Origin of the sequence: Brevundimonas vancanneytii (assembly GCF_901421975.1) — a bacterium.
GTDB classification, from domain to species: domain Bacteria; phylum Pseudomonadota; class Alphaproteobacteria; order Caulobacterales; family Caulobacteraceae; genus Brevundimonas; species Brevundimonas diminuta.
In genome coordinates, this window is record NZ_LR588407.1 from 1 (window position 1) to 19,500 (window position 19,500).

The window sequence follows — 19,500 nt, forward strand, 5'->3', positions numbered from 1 at the left end:
GTGTTCTGAATGATCGGGGGCGCGGTGATGGCGGGAATGACGGATCCCAACCGTATCTGGACCGAGGCGGCGGACCGCCTGAAGGCTGAGATCGGGGACGGACCCTTCAGCAGCTATATCGCGCCCTCCGCGGTGCGCGTGGACTCCCAGGGCAATCTGATCCTGGTGACGCCGACCGCCTATGCGCGGGACTGGGTGCGCAAGAACGCCCTGCGTCGCATGAACGAGCTGTGGCTGGGCCTGGACGGCCTGTCGCGTCGTCTGGAGGTGCGCTGCCGCGCCGAGATGGGGTCGGCGCCGCCGTCGGGCCTGCGCGACGCCCCGCGCCTGGCCTCGATCAGCCCCGCCCCGGCCGCTCCCACCGCCCCCGCGCCCGCCTTCGCCGCCGCGACCGACGGCGCCCGCGCCGTGCGCGCCGCGGGCCTGCAGGAGCGTCTGACCTTCGACAGCTTCGTCGAGGGCCACGGCAACGCCTTCGCCCTGGCCATCGCCAAGCAGGTGGCGACCTGGGCCGACGGCCACTTCAACCCCGTCTTCTTCTGCGGCCCCTACGGCTACGGCAAGACGCACCTGCTGAACGCCATCGCCTGGGAGGCCCAGCGCCTGCGCCCGGACGCCAAGGTGGTCTATCTGACCGCCGAGCGCTTCCTGTCGACCTTCGTGCGCGCCATGCAGGACCGCTCGACCGCCGCCTTCAAGGAAAGCCTGCGCTCGGCCGACATGCTGCTGCTGGACGACGTCCAGTTCGTCGGCGGCAAGACGAGCACCCAGGAAGAGCTGCTGAACACCCTCACGGCCCTGATCGAGGACGGCAAGCGCATCGTCCTGTCGGCCGACCGCGCGCCCATGGCCCTGACCGACGTCGAGCCGCGCCTGCGCAGCCACCTGGCCGCTGGCCTGACCTGCCCGGTCGAGGCGGCGGACCGCGACCTCAAGGTCGCCGTGGCCCAGTCGCGCCTGAACGCCCTGGCCCAGCTGGGCGTCGTCACGGGCGAGGCCCGCGCCGACGTGCTGGAGCATCTGATCGACCGCACTCCCGGCTCGATGCGCGAGCTGGAAGGCGCCGTGAACACCCTGGCCGCTGTCGCCGGGAGCCGTCTGTCGGCTCTGACGGTGGACGAGGTCCAGTCCCTGCTGGGCGCCGCCCTGCGCACGGGCCCCGAGCGCCGCATCACCGTGGACGAGATCCAGAAGACGGTGGCCGAGCACTTCAACCTCAAGCAGGCCGACCTGCTGAGCGAGCGCCGCACCCGCGCCATCGCCCGCCCGCGTCAGGTCGCCATGTATCTGTGCAAGCAGCACACGACCCGCTCCTATCCCGACATCGGCCGCCGCTTCGGCGGGCGCGACCACACCACCGTCCTGCACGGGGTCCGCAAGATCGAGGAGCTGATGCCCAAGGACGACCAGATCGCCCGCGACGTCGAGGCCCTGACGCGCAAACTGCGCGGGTAAAAGGAAAGCGGCGCGCAAACTGCGCGGGTAAACTCTCCCCTCCGCTCATCCCGGCGAAGACTGGGATGAGCGGATTTCAGGGGCGCCCAGCCTGTGGAAATCGGGGCAAGCGCCTCTGCCCGTTGCCCCCCGCGCTCAATGCGCTAGTGTTCCTGCCCATATTTACGGCGACGCTGCTTCGGCGGGGGTCGCGACCGGGCGAGACCAAATGCAGCTGACCATCGAACGATCCGCGCTTCTTCGGGCCCTGGGGCACGTCCAGAGCGTGGTCGAGCGTCGCAACACCATTCCGATCCTGTCCAATGTGCTGCTGAGCGCCGGGCGCGACCGCCTGTCGTTCGCCGCCACCGACCTGGACATGGAGATGGTCGACGAGGCCGAGGCCCAGGTGAACGTCGAGGGCCAGATCACGGCCCCGGCCCACACCCTGTATGAAATCGTGCGCAAGCTGCCGGACGGCGCCGAGGTGTCGCTGACCTATTCGGGCGATGATCCGCGTCTGGTGGTGGCGGCGGGGCGGTCGCGCTTCAACCTGCCGGTGCTGCCGGCGGGCGACTTCCCGGTCATGTCGACCGAGGCTTCGGGCGCGCGCTACACCCTGCCCAAGGAAGACTTGGCCCGCCTGATCGACAAGACGCGCTTCGCCGTCTCGACCGAAGAGACGCGCTACTATCTGAACGGCCTGTATCTGCACACCGTGGCCGACGGCGGCATCCCGCTGCTGCGCGCCGTGGCGACCGACGGCCACCGCCTGGCCCTGGCCGAGACCCCGGCGCCGGAGGGCGCGGCGGGCGGCCCCGGCGTCATCGTGCCGCGCAAGACGGTGGATCAGGTCCGCCGCCTGCTGGACGACGGCGCCGGCCCGGTCGAGGTTCAGGTCTCGGCCCAGAAGATCCGCTTTGAGTTCGGCGAGGCCAGCCTGACTTCCAAGGTCATCGACGGCGCCTTCCCCGACTATCTGCGCGTCATTCCCAAGGGCAACGACAAGCAGGCCGACATCGACAACAGCCTGTTCGCCAAGGCCGTCGACCGGGTGGCCACCATCTCGGCCGAAAAGAGCCGCTCGGTGAAGCTGGCCTTCGACAACGACCGCGTGAAGCTGACCGTCCGCAACATGGAGGCCGGTCAGGCTGAGGAAGAGGTCGAGATCGGCTATTCCGACGAACCGTTCGAGATCGGCTTCAACGCCCGCTACCTGCTGGACGTCGCCGGCCAGATCACCGGCGAGACGGCCCACTTCAAATTCGCCGACCCGGCCAGCCCGACCCTGGTCCTCGACCCGGCCGACGTGGGCGTCCAGTACGTGCTGATGCCGCTGCGGGTTTGATCACGATACCAGAGGGCGAAGTCAGTCCTTCGGCGCTTGAGGTCTCTCGGGTCAGCTATGCGCTCGGCGCGTTCTTGTGCCTGATCGGCAGCTTCGTCCTCGCGTGGTTCTTGGCGTCAACCTCGCTGGCGATCGGGCTGCTGAGTTCTGTCGGTCTCGGACTAGTCGGCGTCTTCAACGTCATGGGGTTGGTGAGGCCCAAGCGCATTTGTCTTGGTTCTGACGGGCTTGTTTTTCGGCCTGTGCTGGGTCGCGCGCGACGCATCCCGCGATCAGAAGTTCTCGCTTTTGAGGAAAATTGGCTGTTCTCGCCTTTTGTCCTTGTCGTGTGTCGAACGCGACGAGCGCCTGATTGGCGCTTTGAGCGTCTGGTGCTGATCTATCGAGATTCCCTCTTTGGCCCGTTTTGGCTGGCAGATCTGCAGGCCTGGCTTAGTTCCCCGAAAGCTTTGCCTGCTCGATGATCGCCTCCCTCGCCCTCACCGACTTCCGCTCCTATGCGAGCGCGACCCTGCCGGTCTCCGGCGGGACGGTGGTGCTGCATGGGCCGAACGGGGCGGGCAAGACCAACCTTCTGGAAGCCGTCAGCCTGCTGACCCCCGGCAAGGGGTTGCGCGGGGCGACGGCGGCCGAGATGGGGCGGCGCGAACCGGGCGAGGCGGTCGGGCGGCCGTGGGCCGTGGCGGCGACGCTGCGAGCCTCGGACGGCGACGAGGTCCGCCTCGGCACCGGCGTCCAGACCATGGGGCCGTCGGCGCGGCGCATCGTGCGCATCGACGGCGAGACGGCGCCGCCGGGACGGCTGCTGGATCATCTGCGCCCGGTCTGGGCCACGCCCGAGCAGGACCGGCTGTTCTCGGACGCGCGGGCCGAGCGGCTGCGGTTCTTCGACCGGTTGGTTTTCGCCGCCCATCCCGACCATGCGGCTGTCGTCTCCACCTATGAAAAGGCCCTGCGCGAGCGGTTGCGGCTGCTGACTGATGAGACGCGCCCGGCCGATCCCCTGTGGCTGGACGCGCTGGAGGCCCGGTTGGCCGAGAGCGGGGCGCGGGCGGCTATGGCGCGCGCTGGGGCGCTGAAGGCGCTTCAGGCCGGGATCGACGCTCGCGCCGACCGTCCCTTCCCGCAGGCCGATCTGGGCCTGGCCGGTCCGGCCGAGGAGATGGCGGCGGCGGGCGCGGACGAGGCCGACATCGTCGAGGCGCTGGGCGAGGGCCTGATGCGCGCCCGCGCCCGAGACGCGGCGGCGGGACGCAGCCTGTTCGGGCCGCACCGCTCGGACCTGACGGCCCTGCACCGCGAGAAGAACCGGCCCGCCGCCGAGGGGTCGTCCGGCGAGCAGAAGGCCCTGGTGCTGAACCTGATCCTGGCCCAGGTGGCGCGTCTGGCGGATCAGCCCGCGCAGCCCGTTCTGCTGCTGGACGAGGCGCCCGCCCATCTGGACGAAGCCCGCCGCGCCGCCCTGTTCGACGAGATCGAGGCGCTGAAGCTGCAGGCCTTCATGACGGGCACCGAGCGCCCGCTGTTCGCGGCGCTGGAGGGACGCGCGCAGTTCGTGGCGGTGGAAGGCGGCGGCCTGTCCGTCTAGGGCTTAAAGGCTCGCTTTTCCCGTCGAATTTCCTATATATCGAGGACTTCGGGGCGCGCTGATTTGCGCCCCTGAGACGGGCGGTCGAAGGGCCGCCTCTTCCCTGTCCGTCCACGGACCCTGAGCCGACGTTTTCATGACCGAACAGACTGCTCCCTCGCCTGAGTACGGCGCCGATTCCATCAAGGTTCTCAAAGGCCTGGACGCGGTGCGCAAGCGCCCCGGCATGTATATCGGCGACACGGACGACGGCTCGGGCCTGCACCACATGGTCTATGAGGTGGTGGATAACGCCATCGACGAGGCCCTGGCCGGCCACGCTGATCTGGTGACGGTCACCCTCAACGAGGACGGCTCGGTCACCGTGACCGACAACGGGCGCGGCATCCCGACCGCCATTCACGCCGAGGAAGGCATTTCCGCCGCCGAGGTCATCATGACCCAGCTGCACGCCGGCGGTAAGTTCGATCAGAACTCCTACAAGGTGTCCGGCGGCCTGCACGGCGTGGGCGTGTCCGTGGTCAACGCCCTGTCGGACTGGCTGGAGCTGGTCATCTACCGCGACGGCAAGAAGCACAGCGTCCGCTTCGAGCGCGGCGAGACCGTGCGCTCGCTGGCCGTCGTCGGCGACGCGCCGATGCGCGAGGACAAGGGCCGTCTGCTGACCGGCACCGAGGTCACCTTCTTCCCCTCGGTCACGACCTTCAGCCACATCGATTTCGACCTGAAGACGCTGGAGCACCGCCTGCGCGAGCTGGCCTTCCTGAACTCGGGCGTAGTCATCAAGCTGTCGGATCATCGCGGCGCCGAGCCGATCGAGATCATGCTGCACTATGAGGGCGGCGTCGAAGCCTTCGTGCGCCACCTCGACAAGTCCAAGACCCCGATCCTGAAGGACGTCATCGTCATTCGCGGCCAGAAGGACGGCATCGAGCTGGACCTGGCCCTGTGGTGGAACGACAGCTACCACGAGACCATGCTGTGCTTCACCAACAACATCCCGCAGCGGGATGGGGGCACCCACCTGTCGGCCTTCCGCGCCTCGCTGACCCGCGTCATGGGCAGCTATATCGAGAGCTCGGGCCTGGCCAAGAAGGAGAAGGTCGCGCCGACCGGCGAGGACGCCCGCGAAGGCCTGACCTGCGTCCTATCGGTCAAGGTGCCGGACCCCAAGTTCAGCTCCCAGACCAAGGACAAGCTGGTCTCGTCCGAGGTGCGCCCGGCGGTCGAAAGCCTGTGCTCGGAAGGTCTGGCGACCTGGTTTGAGGAACACCCGGTCGAAGCCAAGATGATCGTATCCAAGATCATCGAGGCGGCGTCCGCTCGCGAAGCCGCCCGCAAGGCGCGCGACCTGACGCGGCGCAAGTCGGCGCTGGAAATCTCGAGCCTGCCCGGCAAGCTGGCCGACTGTCAGGAACGCGATCCGGCCAAGTCCGAACTGTTCATCGTCGAGGGCGATTCCGCCGGCGGCTCGGCCAAGCAGGCGCGCAACCGCGAGAACCAGGCCGTCCTGCCCCTGCGCGGCAAGATCCTGAACGTCGAGCGCGCGCGCTTTGACCGGATGCTGTCGTCGGACCTGATCGGCACCCTGATCCTGGCGCTGGGCACCGGCATCGGCCGCGACGACTTCAACGCCGACAAGCTGCGCTATCACAAGATCATCCTGATGGCCGACGCCGACGTCGACGGCGCCCACATCCGCACCCTGCTGCTGACTTTCTTCTATCGTCAGATGCCGGAACTGATCGAACGCGGCCACGTCTACATCGCCCAGCCGCCGCTCTATAAGGTCTCCAAGGGCAAGCAGCACCGCTACGTCAAGGATCAGGCGGAGATGGACGCCTATCTGATCGAGGAAGGCAGCGCCGAGGCCGCGCTGGAGCTGGCCTCGGGCGAGGTGCGCGCCGGACGAGACCTGCAGGAGCTGGTGCGCGAGGCCAAGGGCTTCAAGGCGCTGGTCGATCGCCTGGCGACGCGGGCTCCGGCTTTCGCCATCGAACAGGGCGCCCTGGCCGGTCTGTTCAGCGAGAACGCCGGCGAGCTGGCCGACCGCGCCGCGCGTGCGGCCGAACGGCTGAACCTCTACGCCGAGGAAGGCGACGGCCCGTGGAGCTGCGAACTGGCCGCCCAGGGCGGGGTGGCGTTCAACCGCGTACGCCGCGCCGTCAGCGAGACCATCGTGCTGGACGAGGTGCTGGGCCGCTCGCTGGACGCCCGCCGTCTGGCCGAACGCGCCGTCGCCTTCGACGGCCTGTTCTCGGCCCCGGCCGTCTATCGCCGTAAGGACAAGACCACGACCATCCGCGGTCCGCTGGACCTGCTGGCGGCCGTGCTGGACGCAGGCAAGAAGGGCATCGCCATCCAGCGCTACAAGGGCCTGGGCGAGATGAACCCGGAACAGCTGTGGGAGACCACCCTGGACGCCAACGCCCGCACCCTGCTGCAGGTGAAGGTCGAGCATGGCGACGACGCCGACGACCTGTTCGCCAAGCTGATGGGCGACGTGGTCGAGCCGCGCCGCGAGTTCATCCAGGACAACGCCTTGGACGCCGCTGTCGACGCCTGATCGCGGGGACTGCGCGCGGCGCCGTCAGGCGCCGCGGCGGTCTTGCTCGACCCGGTTTCGGCCGTTCTGCTTGGCGCGGTAGAGGGCGTCGTCGGCCGCCTTGATCAGATAGTTCTCGTCCGGGTGGCCCCGGTGGGCGGCGACGCCGATCGAGGCCGTGATACTGAAGGGGGGCAGGCCCGCCGCCGCGATCGGCTTGGCCGCCAGGGCCAGGCGCATCCGTTCGGCGATGGTCGCGGCCTGGTGCAGGCTGGTTTCGACCAGGACCACCAGGAATTCCTCGCCGCCGTAGCGGAAGACGAAGTCGCTGGGCCGCACGTTCTCGGTCACGGCCTCGGCCACCTGGCGCAGCACCTCGTCGCCGACCGGATGGCCGTGCGTGTCGTTGATCCGCTTGAAGTGGTCCACGTCCAGCAGCAGCACCGACAGGGGGGTGTGGTTGGCGTTGGCGAAGCCGATCTCGCGGCTCAGGATCGACGACAGGAAGCGCCGGTTCAGGGCGCGGGTCAACGGGTCGCGGCCGCCCTCCATGCCCGCCAGGCCCTGGAACATCTCGTTCAGCAGGAAGGCGACTTCCTCGACGGCGGCCTCCAGCGCCTTCAGCGGCGCGGCCAGGTCGGCCGGGATCGCGTCGGGGGTGAAGCGCGGCAACAGCTCCGTGTCGATCCGCTCCATGGTCGCGTTCAGCCGCGTCAGATGGGGCGAGCCGTCGAACAGGAAGTCGGCCCGGTGCCGAATCCACAGGCCGAACGGCGAGGCGCCCAGGGCGCCCGCCCCGTCGACGCCGCCCGAAGCCAGGATGCGGAACAGGGTCTTCTGGCTCCACTCCATCAGGCTCGCGCGTTGGCTTTCGCGCTCGAAATGGATGTCCTGATCCAGGGAGAAGAGACGGTAGGCTTCGTCCAGACGCGCGCGGTTGCTGGCGCCCTTCTCATAGGACTGGCTCATCAGGCGCAGGGCGTGGTCGATGCGCTGGCCGGCCAGCCGCAGCAGGCCGAAGGCCGCCGCGTCGCCGGCCAGGTCGTCGGCCAGCCGGGCCTTCAGCACGGCGGCGCCGGCCATGACCAGGTGCATCGGAATCTTGATGCGGGCGTGGACCTCGCCGATCTTGGTCTGGCGGGCGATGAAGGCGGCGTCGCGCGTGTCCAGATCCGGGGCGAACAGGTCGATCAGCCATCGACGCAGGGACGGGCTGAGGCGTTCCTGGACGATGGAGTGATGCAGGAAGGTCTGGGCGTCCGGGTCGTTGAGCAGCACCTGATAGAAGGCGGCCACCATGGCGTCGGCGTTGGCGTTCAACAGCGCGCGCAGACGCTCCAGGCTCTGCGGATCGAGTGAGGGTTCGGGAACGCAGGACGGGGCGGCCACGGCGGACGTCGGGTTGGGCAAGGCGGCGACTCTGACTGTTTACACTACAGGTTCGGCCGCCTGGGCGTCGCCTCAGGCGCTGAGGGTGAACAAGAGCCGCCCGAACCAGGGGCGTGCGCCCCTAGGCGAGCCGATAGACGCCGCACCCCGCTCCGGCAAGGGGCGGGGCGCCTTGCGTCGCCGCTTTAGCGCGGCCGTCCCGCCTCGATGAAGGCGCGGATGGACGGGTAGATGGTCGTGCTGCGCTGGCCGTCGCAGAGCATGTCCTTGATGTAGGAATCCAGCGAGTTCTTGGCGATGGCGTCGAAGTCGTAGCCGTCGTCGATGCGCTCCTGCTCCGCGCCGTCGGGGCCGTAGAGAACCTCCACGCCCGGCTTGGACTGGTTGGCGCTGCAGCGGATGCTGATCTGGCCGGCGGAATAGGACAGGTCGTCGGTCGCGCCCGACGCCGGCACGCGCGCCAGCAGGGCCGTGCGTGCGCCGTCCCCCTCGGTGATGGAATCCACGTCCAGCATGAAGACCGTGGCCGAACTGCGCGAGACGACGTGCCAGCTTTCGGCCAGGGCGGGTGAAGCGGCCAGAGCGGCGACGGCGGCTATGGCGATGACGATTGGTTTCATAGCATCCTCCCCAGGAAGGAACCGAGTTCACTCCTGTTGGAGAAAAAACACAATGGCCCAGCCGTGCGCCCGCTCTGGTCGAGGTTTCGCCGTTATCGCGGGGCAGGCTGACGTGATGCGCCATTCGCTCCGTTTCGCCCTTGTTCCCGCTGTTGCGGCCGGCGCCCTGATGAGCGTCTCGGTCGGGGCCGCCTCCGTACAGGCCGCGAGCCCGGCGGCTGCGCCCGCCGCGGCGCCGTTCCAGTCGTCGCGCATCCTGGTCGAGACGAAGGGCCACGGGCCGGACGTGGTGCTGATCCCCGGCCTGGCCTCGACCTCGGCGGTCTGGGCGCGCACGGCGGCGGCGCTGGAAGGGCGTTACCGCGTGCATCTGGTGACGGTGCGCGGCTTCGGCGAGACGGCGCCCGGCGGCAACGCCGAGGGGCTGGTCGGCGCGCCGACGTCCGCCGAGATCCGCCGCTACATCGAGGAACAGGGGCTGCGACGACCGGCTCTGATCGGCCACTCCATGGGCGGCCAGGTGGCGCTGCGGGTCGCGGCCGACGCGGGCGACCGCATCAGCAAGGTCATGGTGGTGGACGCCTCGCCCTTCTTTCCGTCGCTGATCAGCCCCGGCTCGACCGCCGCCGACGTCGAGCCGCTGGCCCGCATCGCCTATCAGGGGCTGATGCTGCTGGGGGATCAGGCCCTGCGGACCCAGGCCTCTTCCATGGGGCTGGAGCTGGGCGGCGCGGCCGACAATGTTCTGGGCGGCCTAGGCTGGCAGGGCGGGGACCGCCGGGTTCTGGCCCAGGGCTTGTATGAGGTAATGACCACCGACCTGCGCGCGCGCCTGCCGCTGATCGAGGCGCCGGTCACCGTCGTCTACGGCTGGAGTCCCGACGACCGCAGCCCGCGCAGCCATGTCGACGGCCTGTTCCGCGCCGGCTACCGCTCCCTGCCGCGACCGGCCGCCTTCGAACGGATCGAGGGGGCCGAGCACATGGTCATGATCGACCGCCCCCGTCAGTTCCAGCAGGCGGTCGAACGCTTCCTGCGCTGAGGCGTCAGTCCGGCTGAAGCCGACGGATCGCCGTCAGCAGAGCCGCGTCGTCGCCCATGTCGCCCTCGATGACGTACTGGGGCCGCTGCGGCTCGTTGTTGCCGCGCGCGCGGCCGCGATAGACCTTCATCGGCACGGCGATCTCGGCCAGGCCGCTGGGCAGGGTCGGCTCGCGGATCTCCATGTAGACGGTGTCGGCCGAGGTCTCGCGCCCGACCTGAACGGCGCCGACGGTCTTCCACAGATCGACGGCGTCCAGGCAGGCGGAACCGCAGCTGGAATCGGTCAGGACATAGACACGGCCCGCCATCAGTTGCGGCGCGGGCGGCGGCGGGGCGGCGTCCTTCGGCGCGTCGTCATCGGCGCTGCGCCAATAGACCTGGCCGGCGGCCTTCGCCGCCGTCATGCCGGTGATGGCGTCCTCGGCCCAGGCGATCAGCTCGGCCTGGCCGTTCGTGGCGCGCAGCTTGTCGAGGAAGGCGGAGATTTCGGCGATGTTGCCGTCCGAGGCGCGCCAGTCGACGCCCTCGATCGCCGGTTCGGGATGGGCGGCCATCCAGTCGTCGCCCCACAGAACCTGGGCCATCAGCTGGCTCCAGTGCGAGGAGCCGCCGCCGTTGCCGCGCAGGTCCAGCACCACATAGGGGGCGGCGCGCAGGGCGTCCTGCTTGGCCTTCATGTCGGCGATCAGGGCGGTCAGTTCGGCGTGGGCCTCGCTGGCGGGATCGCCGTTGAAGGTGGGGGTCGATATCCAGAAGCCGCCGTCGTCGAAATGCTTCAGGGCGAAGTCGGGCCGGGCGCCTGACGACAGCCGGGCGCGGCGATCGCTCAGATCATCGGGCGTCGCGCGCCAGTCGAGTGCGTAGGTTCGGGGCGCGCCGCCCGTTTCGAACCGGCAGGTCTTCATCTCGGTCTGCCACGGATTTTCCGCGCTCAGGAACATCCAGTCGCCGAAGCGGGTCTTGATCGCCTCCAGGAACCAGCGGCCCCGGAACTGGCCGATGCGCTGTTCGGCCAGGGTCGCGGCGTCCACACCGTCGCAGTCGATCAGCCGGGCGCCCAGCGGCGGGGCGGCGGCGTCGCTCTCATCGCGGTCGGCCACCACCTGATCGGCGCCGCGATAGACGGTCAGGAAGCCGGGCCACCGGGTCGGGAAGCCGAAATCCCTCTGGGTCAGGCCGATCTGGACGTGGCCGTCCTCGAAGCTGGCGACATAGGCGCGCATCGCCCACCACCAGCCGCCCCGATCCGTAGTGGTCTTCGCCCGCTCCAGCGCGGTCGCCAAGCCCTGATCCAGGCGGGCGCGGAAGCCGGGATTGAGCGGATCATGCACGCCCGGATGGCTGTCGATCATGACAGCGTGCAGGCCGGTGGCGTCCTGAATCAGGGTCGCGGGACCAGTCGCGCGGCTGGTCCATCGGTCCGGGCGCCGCGTTCGGGGTCTCCTGCGCCTGAACCGCGCCCGCCATCGCCAGGCAGGCGACGCCCGCCGCCAACATCCGCTTCATGAGCATCCCCTCTCCTCGCTCTCGGCGAAAGGGGTGACAGGCGAGACGGCGATGCGCCAGTTACGCTTTGGTCATGGAAACCGTCAGGCGACGGCTTCCAGCGCCTCCAGCACAGCCGGGCCGTAACGGTCCAGCTTGCCCGCCCCGACGCCGGGAATGACGGCCAACTGATCCAGCCCGCGCGGCTCCTGAAGCGCGATCTCGACCAGGGTCTTGTCCTGGAAGATGACGTAGGGCGGCACGCGCTGTTCGACGGCGCGCTCGCGGCGCCAGGCGCGCAGGGCCTCGAAGCGGGCGCGCACGTCGGCGTCCAGCCCTCGACCGCCAGGTTGCGCCCGGCGTTGCGGCGCGGCCGGTCCTCGGCGACGGCGCGCGTCGGCGGCTCCTTGACCCGCACCACCCGCTCGCCGCGATAGACGGCGCGCACGGCCTGCGGGTCGCCCAGGCGGATCAGGGGCTTGCCGTCGTTGGGATCCTCGACCAGCAGGCCCTCGAACATCAGATGGTCGATGACGTCGCGCCAGCCGATCAGCGACAGATCGGCCCCCGACGCCCCAGGTGGACAGTCCCGCCTCCCACGGCTGAACGTCCTTGGTCCGGCCGGTCAGGTGGTCGATGACGCGCGTGCGGCCGAAGCGTTCGCCCAGCCGCTGCACCGCCGCCAGGGCCTTCTGCGCCGGGACCAGGGCGTCGAAGGTGGCGGGGGGATCGCCGCAGACGTCGCAGACGCCGCACGGCTCGGCGTCCTGCTCGCCGAAATAGCGACGCACGGATTGCGGACGGCAGGTCGCGCCGTCCAGCATGGCGAACAGCTGGCGCACCTTGCGGGTCTGGACCTGCTTGACCTCATCGGCCATCGGGCGGCTGTCGAGGCGGCGCAGGGACCAGGCGATGTCCGACGGGCCGTAAAGGGTGATCCCTTCGGCCGGCTCGCCGTCGCGCCCGGCGCGGCCGATCTCCTGCCAGTAGGCCTCAAGGCTCCCGGGCGGATCGGCGTGGATGACGAAGCGCACGTCCGGCTTGTCCACCCCCATGCCGAAGGCCGATGGTGGCCACCATCACGGTCCCGTCCTCGGCCAGAAAGCGCTCCAGCCGCCGGTCGCGCTCGCGGGCGTCGAAGCCGGCGTGATAGGCGATGGCGTTGGTCCCGGCGTCCCTCAGTGCGTCGGCCACCCGCTCGCATCCGTCGCGGCTGCCGCAATAGACCACGCCCGAGCGCCCACGCCGCTCGCGCACCAGTTCGACCACGCGCGCGTCGGTGCGGGCGCGCGAGCCGTTGACCTTGCGCTCGGCGGTCAGCTGCAGGTTGGGGCGGGCGAAACTGTCGACGAAGACGCGGGCCTCGCCCAGCTTCAGCGAGGCCAGGATGTCGTCGCGCGTGCGGGCGTCGGCGGTGGCCGTAACCGCGATGCGGGGCGTGCGCGGGAAGATCTCGGCCAGACGGCCCAGGGTGCGATAGTCAGGGCGGAAATCGTGGCCCCACTGACTGACGCAGTGCGCCTCGTCGATGGCGATCAGGCTGATGGGCAGTTCGGCCAGACGCTCCAGCATGGACCCCGACGCCAGCCCTTCGGGTGAAACATACAGCAGGTCCAGTTCGCCCGACCGCGCCGCGCGCCAGACGGCCGAACGCTCGTCCATGGTCAGGCCGGAATCCAGCCGGGCGGCGGCCACGCCCTGTTGTTTCAGCGCCTCGACCTGATCGGTCATCAGGGCGATCAGCGGCGAGACGACCAGCCCCACGCCCTCGCGCAGGATGGCGGGCACCTGATAGCAGACGCTCTTGCCCCCGCCGGTCGGCAGCACGGCCAGCACGTCGCGCCCTGCCAGGACTTCCTCGATCACCGAGGCCTGAAGACCGCGAAAATCGGCATGGCCCCACACCCGCTCCAGCAGGGTCCGCGCCTCGTCCAGGGTGGGCGAGAAGTCAGCGGGCGGGGGGAAGTCCAACATGGCGGCCGTTGTGCCGTATTCGGCCGGGGGTGTCACCCGCGAACCCTTCACCGTTTGTGGAGAAAGGACTATAGGCAGCGCATGACCATGCTTCTCTACGGCCGCCCGCCCGCGGTGTTCGATCCGCCCTCGACGGCGACGCAGACCTCGCCCCTGATCCCCGGCTCGACGGCGTTGGAGACGGTTGCGCCCGGATCGGCTGACGGGGTGATGCTGTACGCCCCGCCCGGCGCTGTGGAGCGTCGCTATACGCTGGCGTTGGCGCTGAAGGCGCTGAAACCCGGCGGTCGGCTGGACGTCATGGCGCCGAAGGACAAGGGCGGCTCGCGTCTGGGCAAGGAGCTGAAGGCCTTCGGGCTGGAGGTTATCGAGACAGCCAAGGCCCACCATCGCCGCTGCATCGTCACTCGGCCCGAGGCGGCCGAGGGGCTGGACGCGGCGATCGAGGCGGGCGCGCCGCGCGTGGTTCCGGGGCTGGAGGCCTGGTCGCAACCGGGCGTCTTCGCCTGGGACCGGATTGATCCGGGCACGGCGCTGCTGGCGCAGGTGCTGCCGCCGTTGAAGGGGGCGGGCGCCGATCTGGGCTGCGGCTTCGGGGCGCTGTCGACGGTGGTGCTGCGGTCGTCCGCCGTGACGGCCCTGCGGCTGATCGACATCGACCGGCGCGCGGTCGAGGCGGCGAAGCGCAACGTCGAGGACGCGCGGGCCGGCTTCGACTGGGCTGACGTGCGGACGCTGGAGGGGGCAGGCGATCTGAACTTCATCGTCAGCAACCCGCCCTTCCATGACGGCGGAGACGAGGACCGGCGGCTGGGCCAGGCCTTCATTCGCAAGGCGGCCGAGATGCTGAAGAAGGGCGGAACCGCCTGGATCGTCGCCAACCGCCACCTGCCCTATGAGGCCGAGCTGGACGCCGCCTTCAAGCGGGTGCGGATGGTGGTCGATCAGGGCGGCTACAAGATTTTTGAGGCGGTGAAGTGATCCCGCCCTCAAGCAGCCCGAAGGGCGACAGGGCATGAGCAAGAAGATTCCGACGTCCCGCGTGGACAAGCTGCTGGGCTCGATGGGCTATGGCTCGCGGGCGGAGATGGCGCGGCTAGGCAAGGCGGGGGGCATCGTGCTGGACGGCGCCGATCTGACCGATGTGTCGAAGCGCATTCCGGTGACGCCCGACCTGCCCGGTCGCATGGAGATCGACGGCGAGCCGCTGGACCCTGTGGCCGGTCTGGTCGTTCTTTTGAACAAGCCGCTGGGCATGACCTGTTCGCACAAGGAGGACGGGGCGCTGGTCTATGACGTCCTGCCCGACCGCTGGCGGCGGCGCGATCCGGCGATCTCGACCATCGGGCGGCTGGACAAGCAGACGAGCGGCCTGCTGCTGCTGACCGACGACGGCGACCTGTTGCACCGGGTGATCAGCCCCAAGCGTCATGTGGCCAAGGTCTATCGCGCGACGCTGGCGCGGCCTCTGAACGGGACGGAAGGGGCGCTATTCGCCTCGGGCGAGCTGGTGCTGGAGGGCGAGGACAAGCCGCTGGCGCCTGCCGTGCTGGAGGTGGTGTCGCCGACCGAGGCCCTGCTGACGGTGACGGAAGGGCGCTATCATCAGGTGCGTCGGATGTTCGCGGCGGCGGGCAACCACGTCGAGGCCCTGCACCGCGAGCGGCTGGGCGGGCTGGTGCTGCCGGATGAATTGGCGCCGGGCGAATGGCGGCTGCTGAGCGAGGACGAGATCGCTTCGATCTTCGTCTCCTAAACTCCGCTCATCCCGGCGGACGCCGGTATCCAGTGAGAGCCTCACGCGCCCCGTTTGCCGCCAAAGAACTGGGCCCCGGCGTCCGCCGGGGTGAGCGGGGAGAAGAAGGGCGTGCTTGACCTCTTCCTCATGCTCGCGCACCTCACCGCCATGACACTGACCAAGATCTGCGGCCTGACGACGCCGGATACGCTGGATGCGGCGCTTCAGGGCGGGGCGGCCTTTGTCGGGGCGGTGGTGTTTCCCAAGAGCCCGCGCCACATCCCGCCGCTGCACGCCGCCACCCTGTTCGACCGGGCGCGCGGAAAAGCGAAGGTGGTCACCGTGCTGGTCGATCCCGACGACGCCCTGCTGAGCGAGGTCGCCCTGATCCTGCGGCCCGACTTCATCCAGTTGCACGGCCATGAAACGCCGCAGCGCGCGAGCGAAGTCCGGCGGCTGACGGGGGCGGGGATCATCAAGGCCCTGTCGATCCGGGACGAGGCGGACTTTGCGAGCGTCGCCGACTGGACCGGCGTCGCCGATCATCTGCTGTTTGACGCCAGGCCGCCCAAGGGCGCGGACCTGCCCGGCGGGATGGGAGCCTCGTTCGACTGGAGGCTGATGCAGAACCGGGCGCTTCCCGCAAACTGGTTCCTCGCGGGCGGGCTGGACCCGCAAAATGTTTCCGAAGCGGTGCGGATTTCAGGGGCGCCGATGGTCGATGTGTCCTCTGGCGTCGAAAGCGCGCCGGGTGTTAAGGACCGCACCCTGATCAAAGCTTTTCTGGACGCCGCATCGCGGTCCTGATTTCGTCGCCTTCCTCCCTGAAGATTTTCGTGTGCCGGATATCGTGAACGCCCCCCTGTCGAACTCCTACGCCTGGCCTGACGCCGAGGGCCGTTTCGGCCCCTATGGCGGTCGTTTCGTGCCCGAGACCCTGATGCCGCTGATCCACGAGCTGGAGGCGGCCTATGCGGCGGCCAAGGCGGATCCCAGCTTCCAGGCCGAACTCGACGGCTATCTGGAGCATTACGTCGGCCGCGCCAGCCCGCTCTATTTCGCGGAGCGGCTGACCGAGCATTTCGGCGGCGCCAAGATCTGGCTGAAGCGCGAAGACCTGAACCACACGGGCGCGCACAAGATCAACAACTGCATGGGCCAGATCCTGCTGGCCCGCCGCATGGGCAAGACGCGCATCATCGCCGAGACCGGCGCCGGCCAGCACGGGGTCGCCTCGGCCACCGTCTGCGCCCGCTTCGGCCTGCCCTGCACCGTCTACATGGGCGCCGTCGACGTGGCCCGGCAGCAGCCGAACGTCTTCCGCATGAAGCTGCTGGGGGCCGAGCTGAACCCGGTGACGGCCGGTGCGGCGACGCTGAAGGACGCCATGAACGAGGCGATGCGCGACTGGGTCACCAATGTCGCCGACACCTATTACATCATCGGCACGGCGGCGGGTCCGGCCCCCTATCCGGCCATGGTGCGCGACTTCCAGTCGGTGATCGGCAAGGAGATCAAAGCCCAGAGCCAGCGCCAGATCGGTCGCCTGCCCGACGCCGTCATGGCCTGCATCGGCGGCGGATCGAACGCCATCGGCGCCATGCACCCCTTCATCGCTGATGAGGACGTGCGTCTGATCGGGGTCGAGGCGGCGGGTCACGGCCTGGACACCCCCGCCCACGCCGCCAGCCTGAAGGGCGGGCGCTCGGGCGTGCTGCACGGCAACCGCACCTATCTGCTTCAGGATGCCGACGGTCAGATTCTGGAGGGCCACTCCATCTCGGCCGGTCTGGACTATCCGGGCATCGGGCCGGAGCACGCCTGGCTGCACGATCTGGGCCGGGCGGAGTATCTGTCCAGCACCGACGACCATTCGCTGGAGGCCTTCCAGCAGCTCTGCAAGCTGGAAGGCATCATCCCGGCGCTGGAAGCCTCGCACGCCCTGGCGCGCGCGGGCGAGGTCGCCAAGCAGATCGGCAAGGACGGCGATCTGGTGATCGTCCTGTCGGGCCGGGGCGACAAGGATATCAACACCGTGGCCCAGCACCTGGGCGTGGAGCTGTGATGATGAAGACCCTGCTGATCGCCGCCCTCGCGGCGGCTGTTTCACCGACCCTGACCCTGGCGCAGAACACGGCGGCGCCGGCGCCCCAGACGACTTCTGGCCAGGCGCCCGTGCAGACCGCGCCGACCATTCCGCCCGGCCCGGCGGCCACGGGAATGCCGGTTCTTCCGCCAGCGACGGAGGCGGCCGATTGCGGCGGCCTGCTGCGTAGTCCGGCCTTCTGCGTGACGGCGCAACTGGATCAGATCGGCGCCCTGGCCGACGCCTATACGGAGCATCTGGCCACGCTGAACTGGCTGGCGGCCGACGGCGACGACAACCGCGTCATCTTTGTGCGTCGCCGCGACGGCGGCGGCTGCGACGGCCTGCAGATGGTCGCCTTCTATGACGAGACCAAGCCCGCTGAGGCGACCGCGCCGGGCTATCTGGGCTTCGCCGTCATTCCGGGCGACGTCTGCACGGCGACGCCCGCCGCTCCGACAACGCCTTCGGGAGGTTCGGCGCAGTGACGACCGCACGCATCGACGCCCGCTTCGCCAAGCTGAAGGCCGAGGGCCGGGCCGGCTTCGTTCCCTATGTCATGACCGGCGATCCTAGCCGGGACGAGGCGCTGGAAATTCTGAAAGGCCTGCCCGCCGCCGGCGCCGATCTGATCGAACTGGGTCTGGCCTTCTCCGACCCCATGGCCGAGGGGCCGCCGATCCAGCGCGCCGCCCTGCGCGGGCTGAAGGCGGGGATGACCCTGCGCGGCACGCTCGATCTGGTCGCTGACTTCCGCAAGGGCGATCAGGACACGCCGTTGATCCTGATGGGCTATCTGAACCCGGTGGAATCCTACGGCTATGAGGCCTTCGCCCGCGATGCGGCCGAGGCCGGGGTGGACGGAATCATCGTCGTCGACTGCCCGCCGGAAGAGGCGGCGCCCCTGCTGGCCGCGCTGAAGGCCGCCGATCTGTCGCTGATCCGCCTGGCCACGCCGACGTCCGACGACGAGCGGTTGAAGGTCATCGCCGAGGGCACCTCGGGCTTCGTCTACTACGTCTCGGTCGCCGGGGTGACGGGGGTGAAGGAGGCTGTGGCCGCCGATGTGGCGCCCGCCGTCGAACGCGTGCGCCGCGCGGCGAACCTGCCTGTCGCTGTCGGCTTCGGCGTGAAGACGCCGGAACGCGCCGCCGAGATCGCCCGCGTCGCCGACGCCGTGGTCGCCGGCTCGGTCTTCGTCGACGAGGTGGCGGCGGCGCTCGAGGCGAACGAACCCGCCGTTCCCCGCGTTCTGGCCAAGGTGAAGGCCCTGGCCGATGCCGTGAAGACGGCGAGAACTAGTGCTTCCGTGACGGAAACCGTTTAAAGGCCCCGCCCATGGTCGATAAAAATCCCGAGAACAAGGCTCGCGGCGGCTGGCTGTCGCGTTTCGCGCCCGGCGTGCGCAAGATCGTCAGCCCGCGCGACACCCCGGACAATCTGTGGGTCAAGGATCCCGATACGGGCGAGATGCTGTTCCGCTCGGACCTGGAGGCGGCCCTGTGGGTCACGCCGTCGGGGCGTCACATGCGGATCAATGCGCCGACGCGCCTGAAGGCCACCTTCGACGACGGCCTGTTCGAAAGCATCGACACGCCGGACGTGCCGGAAGACCCGCTGAAGTTCTCGGACGGCAAGCCCTATCGCGACCGTCTGTCGGCGGCGCGCAAGGCGGCGGGCCGCAAGGACACCATGGCCATCGGCTACGGCCGCATCGGCGGCGCCCCCGCCGTGGTCATCGTGCAGGACTTCACCTTCATGGGCGGCTCGCTGGGCATGGCGGCGGGCGAGGCCTTCATCGCCGCCGCGCGTGAAGCGGTGAAGCGCAACGTTCCCCTGGTCTGCTACACCGCCGCCGGCGGGGCGCGGATGCAGGAAGGCGCCCTCAGCCTGATGCAGATGGCCCGCACCACCCTGGCCGTTCAGGAGGTGAAGGCGGCCAAGCTGCCCTACGTCGTGGTGCTGACCGACCCGACCACGGGCGGGGTCACGGCCTCCTACGCCATGCTGGGCGATGTCCACCTGGCCGAGCCGGGCGCCCTGATCGGCTTCGCCGGTCCGCGCGTGATCGAGACCACCATCCGCGAGAAACTGCCGCCGGGCTTCCAGCGCGCCGAATACCTCAAGGACAAGGGCATGGTGGACAAGGTGGTGTCGCGCGGCGACCTGCCGACGACCCTGGGCCTGATCCTGTCCATGCTGATGGGCGGCGCGGCCCAGAAGAAGGCTGCCTAACCGCAGGCTTTTGC

17 protein-coding genes are annotated in these 19,500 nt (G+C 69.4%); 12 read left to right on the forward strand and 5 right to left on the reverse strand.

Features of this window, described 5'->3' with window-relative positions; all coding sequences use genetic code 11:
* Window positions 1-36 precede the first annotated feature (36 nt).
* From dnaA to gyrB, 4 genes are all read left to right on the forward strand, one after another.
* Complete coding sequence (dnaA, locus tag FGL25_RS00005) at window positions 37-1,455, forward strand: chromosomal replication initiator protein DnaA (RefSeq protein ID WP_252969923.1); 1,419 nt, start codon at window positions 37-39, stop codon at window positions 1,453-1,455.
* A 208-nt stretch (window positions 1,456-1,663) separates the two neighbouring features.
* A complete protein-coding gene (dnaN, locus tag FGL25_RS00010; RefSeq protein WP_003166402.1) occupies window positions 1,664-2,782 on the forward strand; it encodes a DNA polymerase III subunit beta in 1,119 nt (372 codons plus the stop codon).
* A gap of 460 nt (window positions 2,783-3,242) precedes the next feature.
* Complete coding sequence (recF, locus tag FGL25_RS00015; RefSeq protein WP_138140578.1) at window positions 3,243-4,370, forward strand: DNA replication/repair protein RecF; 1,128 nt, start codon at window positions 3,243-3,245, stop codon at window positions 4,368-4,370.
* 136 nt (window positions 4,371-4,506) lie between these two features.
* Window positions 4,507-6,936: a DNA topoisomerase (ATP-hydrolyzing) subunit B gene (gene gyrB / locus FGL25_RS00020; RefSeq protein ID WP_138140579.1), complete on the forward strand. Its 2,430-nt coding sequence runs from the start codon at window positions 4,507-4,509 to the stop codon at window positions 6,934-6,936.
* Between the two features lie 24 nt (window positions 6,937-6,960).
* Here gyrB and FGL25_RS00025 read toward each other — a convergent pair whose 3' ends face one another.
* Complete coding sequence (locus FGL25_RS00025; RefSeq protein WP_138140580.1) at window positions 6,961-8,325, reverse strand: diguanylate cyclase; 1,365 nt, start codon at window positions 8,323-8,325, stop codon at window positions 6,961-6,963.
* Window positions 8,326-8,489: 164 nt separating this feature from the next.
* Complete coding sequence (locus FGL25_RS00030) at window positions 8,490-8,924, reverse strand: hypothetical protein (protein ID WP_003166397.1); 435 nt, start codon at window positions 8,922-8,924, stop codon at window positions 8,490-8,492.
* 115 nt (window positions 8,925-9,039) lie between these two features.
* On the opposite strand from FGL25_RS00030, the gene FGL25_RS00035 reads away from it, so the two are divergent.
* Window positions 9,040-9,966 (forward strand): alpha/beta fold hydrolase, encoded by a 927-nt coding sequence (locus FGL25_RS00035; protein ID WP_138140581.1) that lies wholly within the window; start codon window positions 9,040-9,042, stop codon window positions 9,964-9,966.
* A 4-nt stretch (window positions 9,967-9,970) separates the two neighbouring features.
* Here FGL25_RS00035 and FGL25_RS00040 read toward each other — a convergent pair whose 3' ends face one another.
* The 3 genes from FGL25_RS00040 to FGL25_RS17045 all read right to left on the reverse strand — a co-directional run bounded on the left by FGL25_RS00040 (window position 9,971) and on the right by FGL25_RS17045 (window position 13,463).
* On the reverse strand, window positions 9,971-11,320 hold the full coding sequence (locus tag FGL25_RS00040) for a S41 family peptidase (RefSeq protein ID WP_138140582.1): 1,350 nt from the start codon (window positions 11,318-11,320) through the stop codon (window positions 9,971-9,973).
* A 237-nt stretch (window positions 11,321-11,557) separates the two neighbouring features.
* On the reverse strand, window positions 11,558-12,508 hold the full coding sequence (locus tag FGL25_RS17040) for a RecQ family ATP-dependent DNA helicase (protein WP_252969924.1): 951 nt from the start codon (window positions 12,506-12,508) through the stop codon (window positions 11,558-11,560).
* A complete protein-coding gene (locus FGL25_RS17045) occupies window positions 12,447-13,463 on the reverse strand; it encodes a RecQ family ATP-dependent DNA helicase (protein WP_252969925.1) in 1,017 nt (338 codons plus the stop codon). The genes FGL25_RS17040 and FGL25_RS17045 overlap by 62 nt, the downstream gene beginning before the upstream one ends.
* A gap of 45 nt (window positions 13,464-13,508) precedes the next feature.
* Between FGL25_RS17045 and FGL25_RS00050 the strand changes: the two genes are divergently transcribed.
* From FGL25_RS00050 to FGL25_RS00080, 7 genes are all read left to right on the forward strand, one after another.
* On the forward strand, window positions 13,509-14,408 hold the full coding sequence (locus tag FGL25_RS00050) for a class I SAM-dependent methyltransferase (RefSeq protein ID WP_138140583.1): 900 nt from the start codon (window positions 13,509-13,511) through the stop codon (window positions 14,406-14,408).
* 34 nt (window positions 14,409-14,442) lie between these two features.
* A complete protein-coding gene (locus FGL25_RS00055) occupies window positions 14,443-15,183 on the forward strand; it encodes a pseudouridine synthase (RefSeq protein ID WP_138140584.1) in 741 nt (246 codons plus the stop codon).
* A gap of 150 nt (window positions 15,184-15,333) precedes the next feature.
* Entirely contained in the window at window positions 15,334-15,972 is a 639-nt protein-coding gene (locus FGL25_RS00060) for a phosphoribosylanthranilate isomerase (RefSeq protein ID WP_138142321.1), read from the forward strand.
* Between the two features lie 43 nt (window positions 15,973-16,015).
* Window positions 16,016-17,230 (forward strand): tryptophan synthase subunit beta, encoded by a 1,215-nt coding sequence (gene trpB / locus FGL25_RS00065; protein WP_167493367.1) that lies wholly within the window; start codon window positions 16,016-16,018, stop codon window positions 17,228-17,230.
* Window positions 17,230-17,739, forward strand: a complete 510-nt coding sequence (locus tag FGL25_RS00070; protein WP_040346344.1) for a hypothetical protein — start codon at window positions 17,230-17,232, stop codon at window positions 17,737-17,739. Before trpB ends, FGL25_RS00070 begins: the two co-directional genes overlap by 1 nt.
* The gene (gene trpA, locus FGL25_RS00075) at window positions 17,736-18,578 is read left to right on the forward strand and encodes a tryptophan synthase subunit alpha (RefSeq protein WP_138140586.1); all 843 of its coding nucleotides are present in this window, start codon (window positions 17,736-17,738) and stop codon (window positions 18,576-18,578) included. The genes FGL25_RS00070 and trpA overlap by 4 nt, the downstream gene beginning before the upstream one ends.
* 11 nt (window positions 18,579-18,589) lie before the next feature.
* On the forward strand, window positions 18,590-19,486 hold the full coding sequence (locus tag FGL25_RS00080) for an acetyl-CoA carboxylase carboxyltransferase subunit beta (RefSeq protein ID WP_003166388.1): 897 nt from the start codon (window positions 18,590-18,592) through the stop codon (window positions 19,484-19,486).
* The last annotated feature ends 14 nt before the right edge of the window (window positions 19,487-19,500 follow it).

What these genes read in the sequence shown, in the direction of transcription:
- FGL25_RS00060 (WP_138142321.1), top strand. Translation starts at nt 15,334, where the DNA reads ATGACACTGACCAAGATCTGCGGCCTGACGACGCCGGATACGCTGGAT.
- FGL25_RS17040 (WP_252969924.1), bottom strand. Translation starts at nt 12,508, where the DNA reads ATGGGGGTGGACAAGCCGGACGTGCGCTTCGTCATCCACGCCGATCCG.
- FGL25_RS00070 (WP_040346344.1), top strand. Translation starts at nt 17,230, where the DNA reads ATGATGAAGACCCTGCTGATCGCCGCCCTCGCGGCGGCTGTTTCACCG.
- dnaN (WP_003166402.1), top strand. Translation starts at nt 1,664, where the DNA reads ATGCAGCTGACCATCGAACGATCCGCGCTTCTTCGGGCCCTGGGGCAC.
- recF (WP_138140578.1), top strand. Translation starts at nt 3,243, where the DNA reads ATGATCGCCTCCCTCGCCCTCACCGACTTCCGCTCCTATGCGAGCGCG.
- FGL25_RS00040 (WP_138140582.1), bottom strand. Translation starts at nt 11,320, where the DNA reads ATGATCGACAGCCATCCGGGCGTGCATGATCCGCTCAATCCCGGCTTC.
- FGL25_RS00035 (WP_138140581.1), top strand. Translation starts at nt 9,040, where the DNA reads ATGCGCCATTCGCTCCGTTTCGCCCTTGTTCCCGCTGTTGCGGCCGGC.
- FGL25_RS00030 (WP_003166397.1), bottom strand. Translation starts at nt 8,924, where the DNA reads ATGAAACCAATCGTCATCGCCATAGCCGCCGTCGCCGCTCTGGCCGCT.
- FGL25_RS00055 (WP_138140584.1), top strand. Translation starts at nt 14,443, where the DNA reads ATGAGCAAGAAGATTCCGACGTCCCGCGTGGACAAGCTGCTGGGCTCG.
- gyrB (WP_138140579.1), top strand. Translation starts at nt 4,507, where the DNA reads ATGACCGAACAGACTGCTCCCTCGCCTGAGTACGGCGCCGATTCCATC.
- FGL25_RS00050 (WP_138140583.1), top strand. Translation starts at nt 13,509, where the DNA reads ATGACCATGCTTCTCTACGGCCGCCCGCCCGCGGTGTTCGATCCGCCC.
- dnaA (WP_252969923.1), top strand. Translation starts at nt 37, where the DNA reads ATGACGGATCCCAACCGTATCTGGACCGAGGCGGCGGACCGCCTGAAG.
- FGL25_RS00080 (WP_003166388.1), top strand. Translation starts at nt 18,590, where the DNA reads ATGGTCGATAAAAATCCCGAGAACAAGGCTCGCGGCGGCTGGCTGTCG.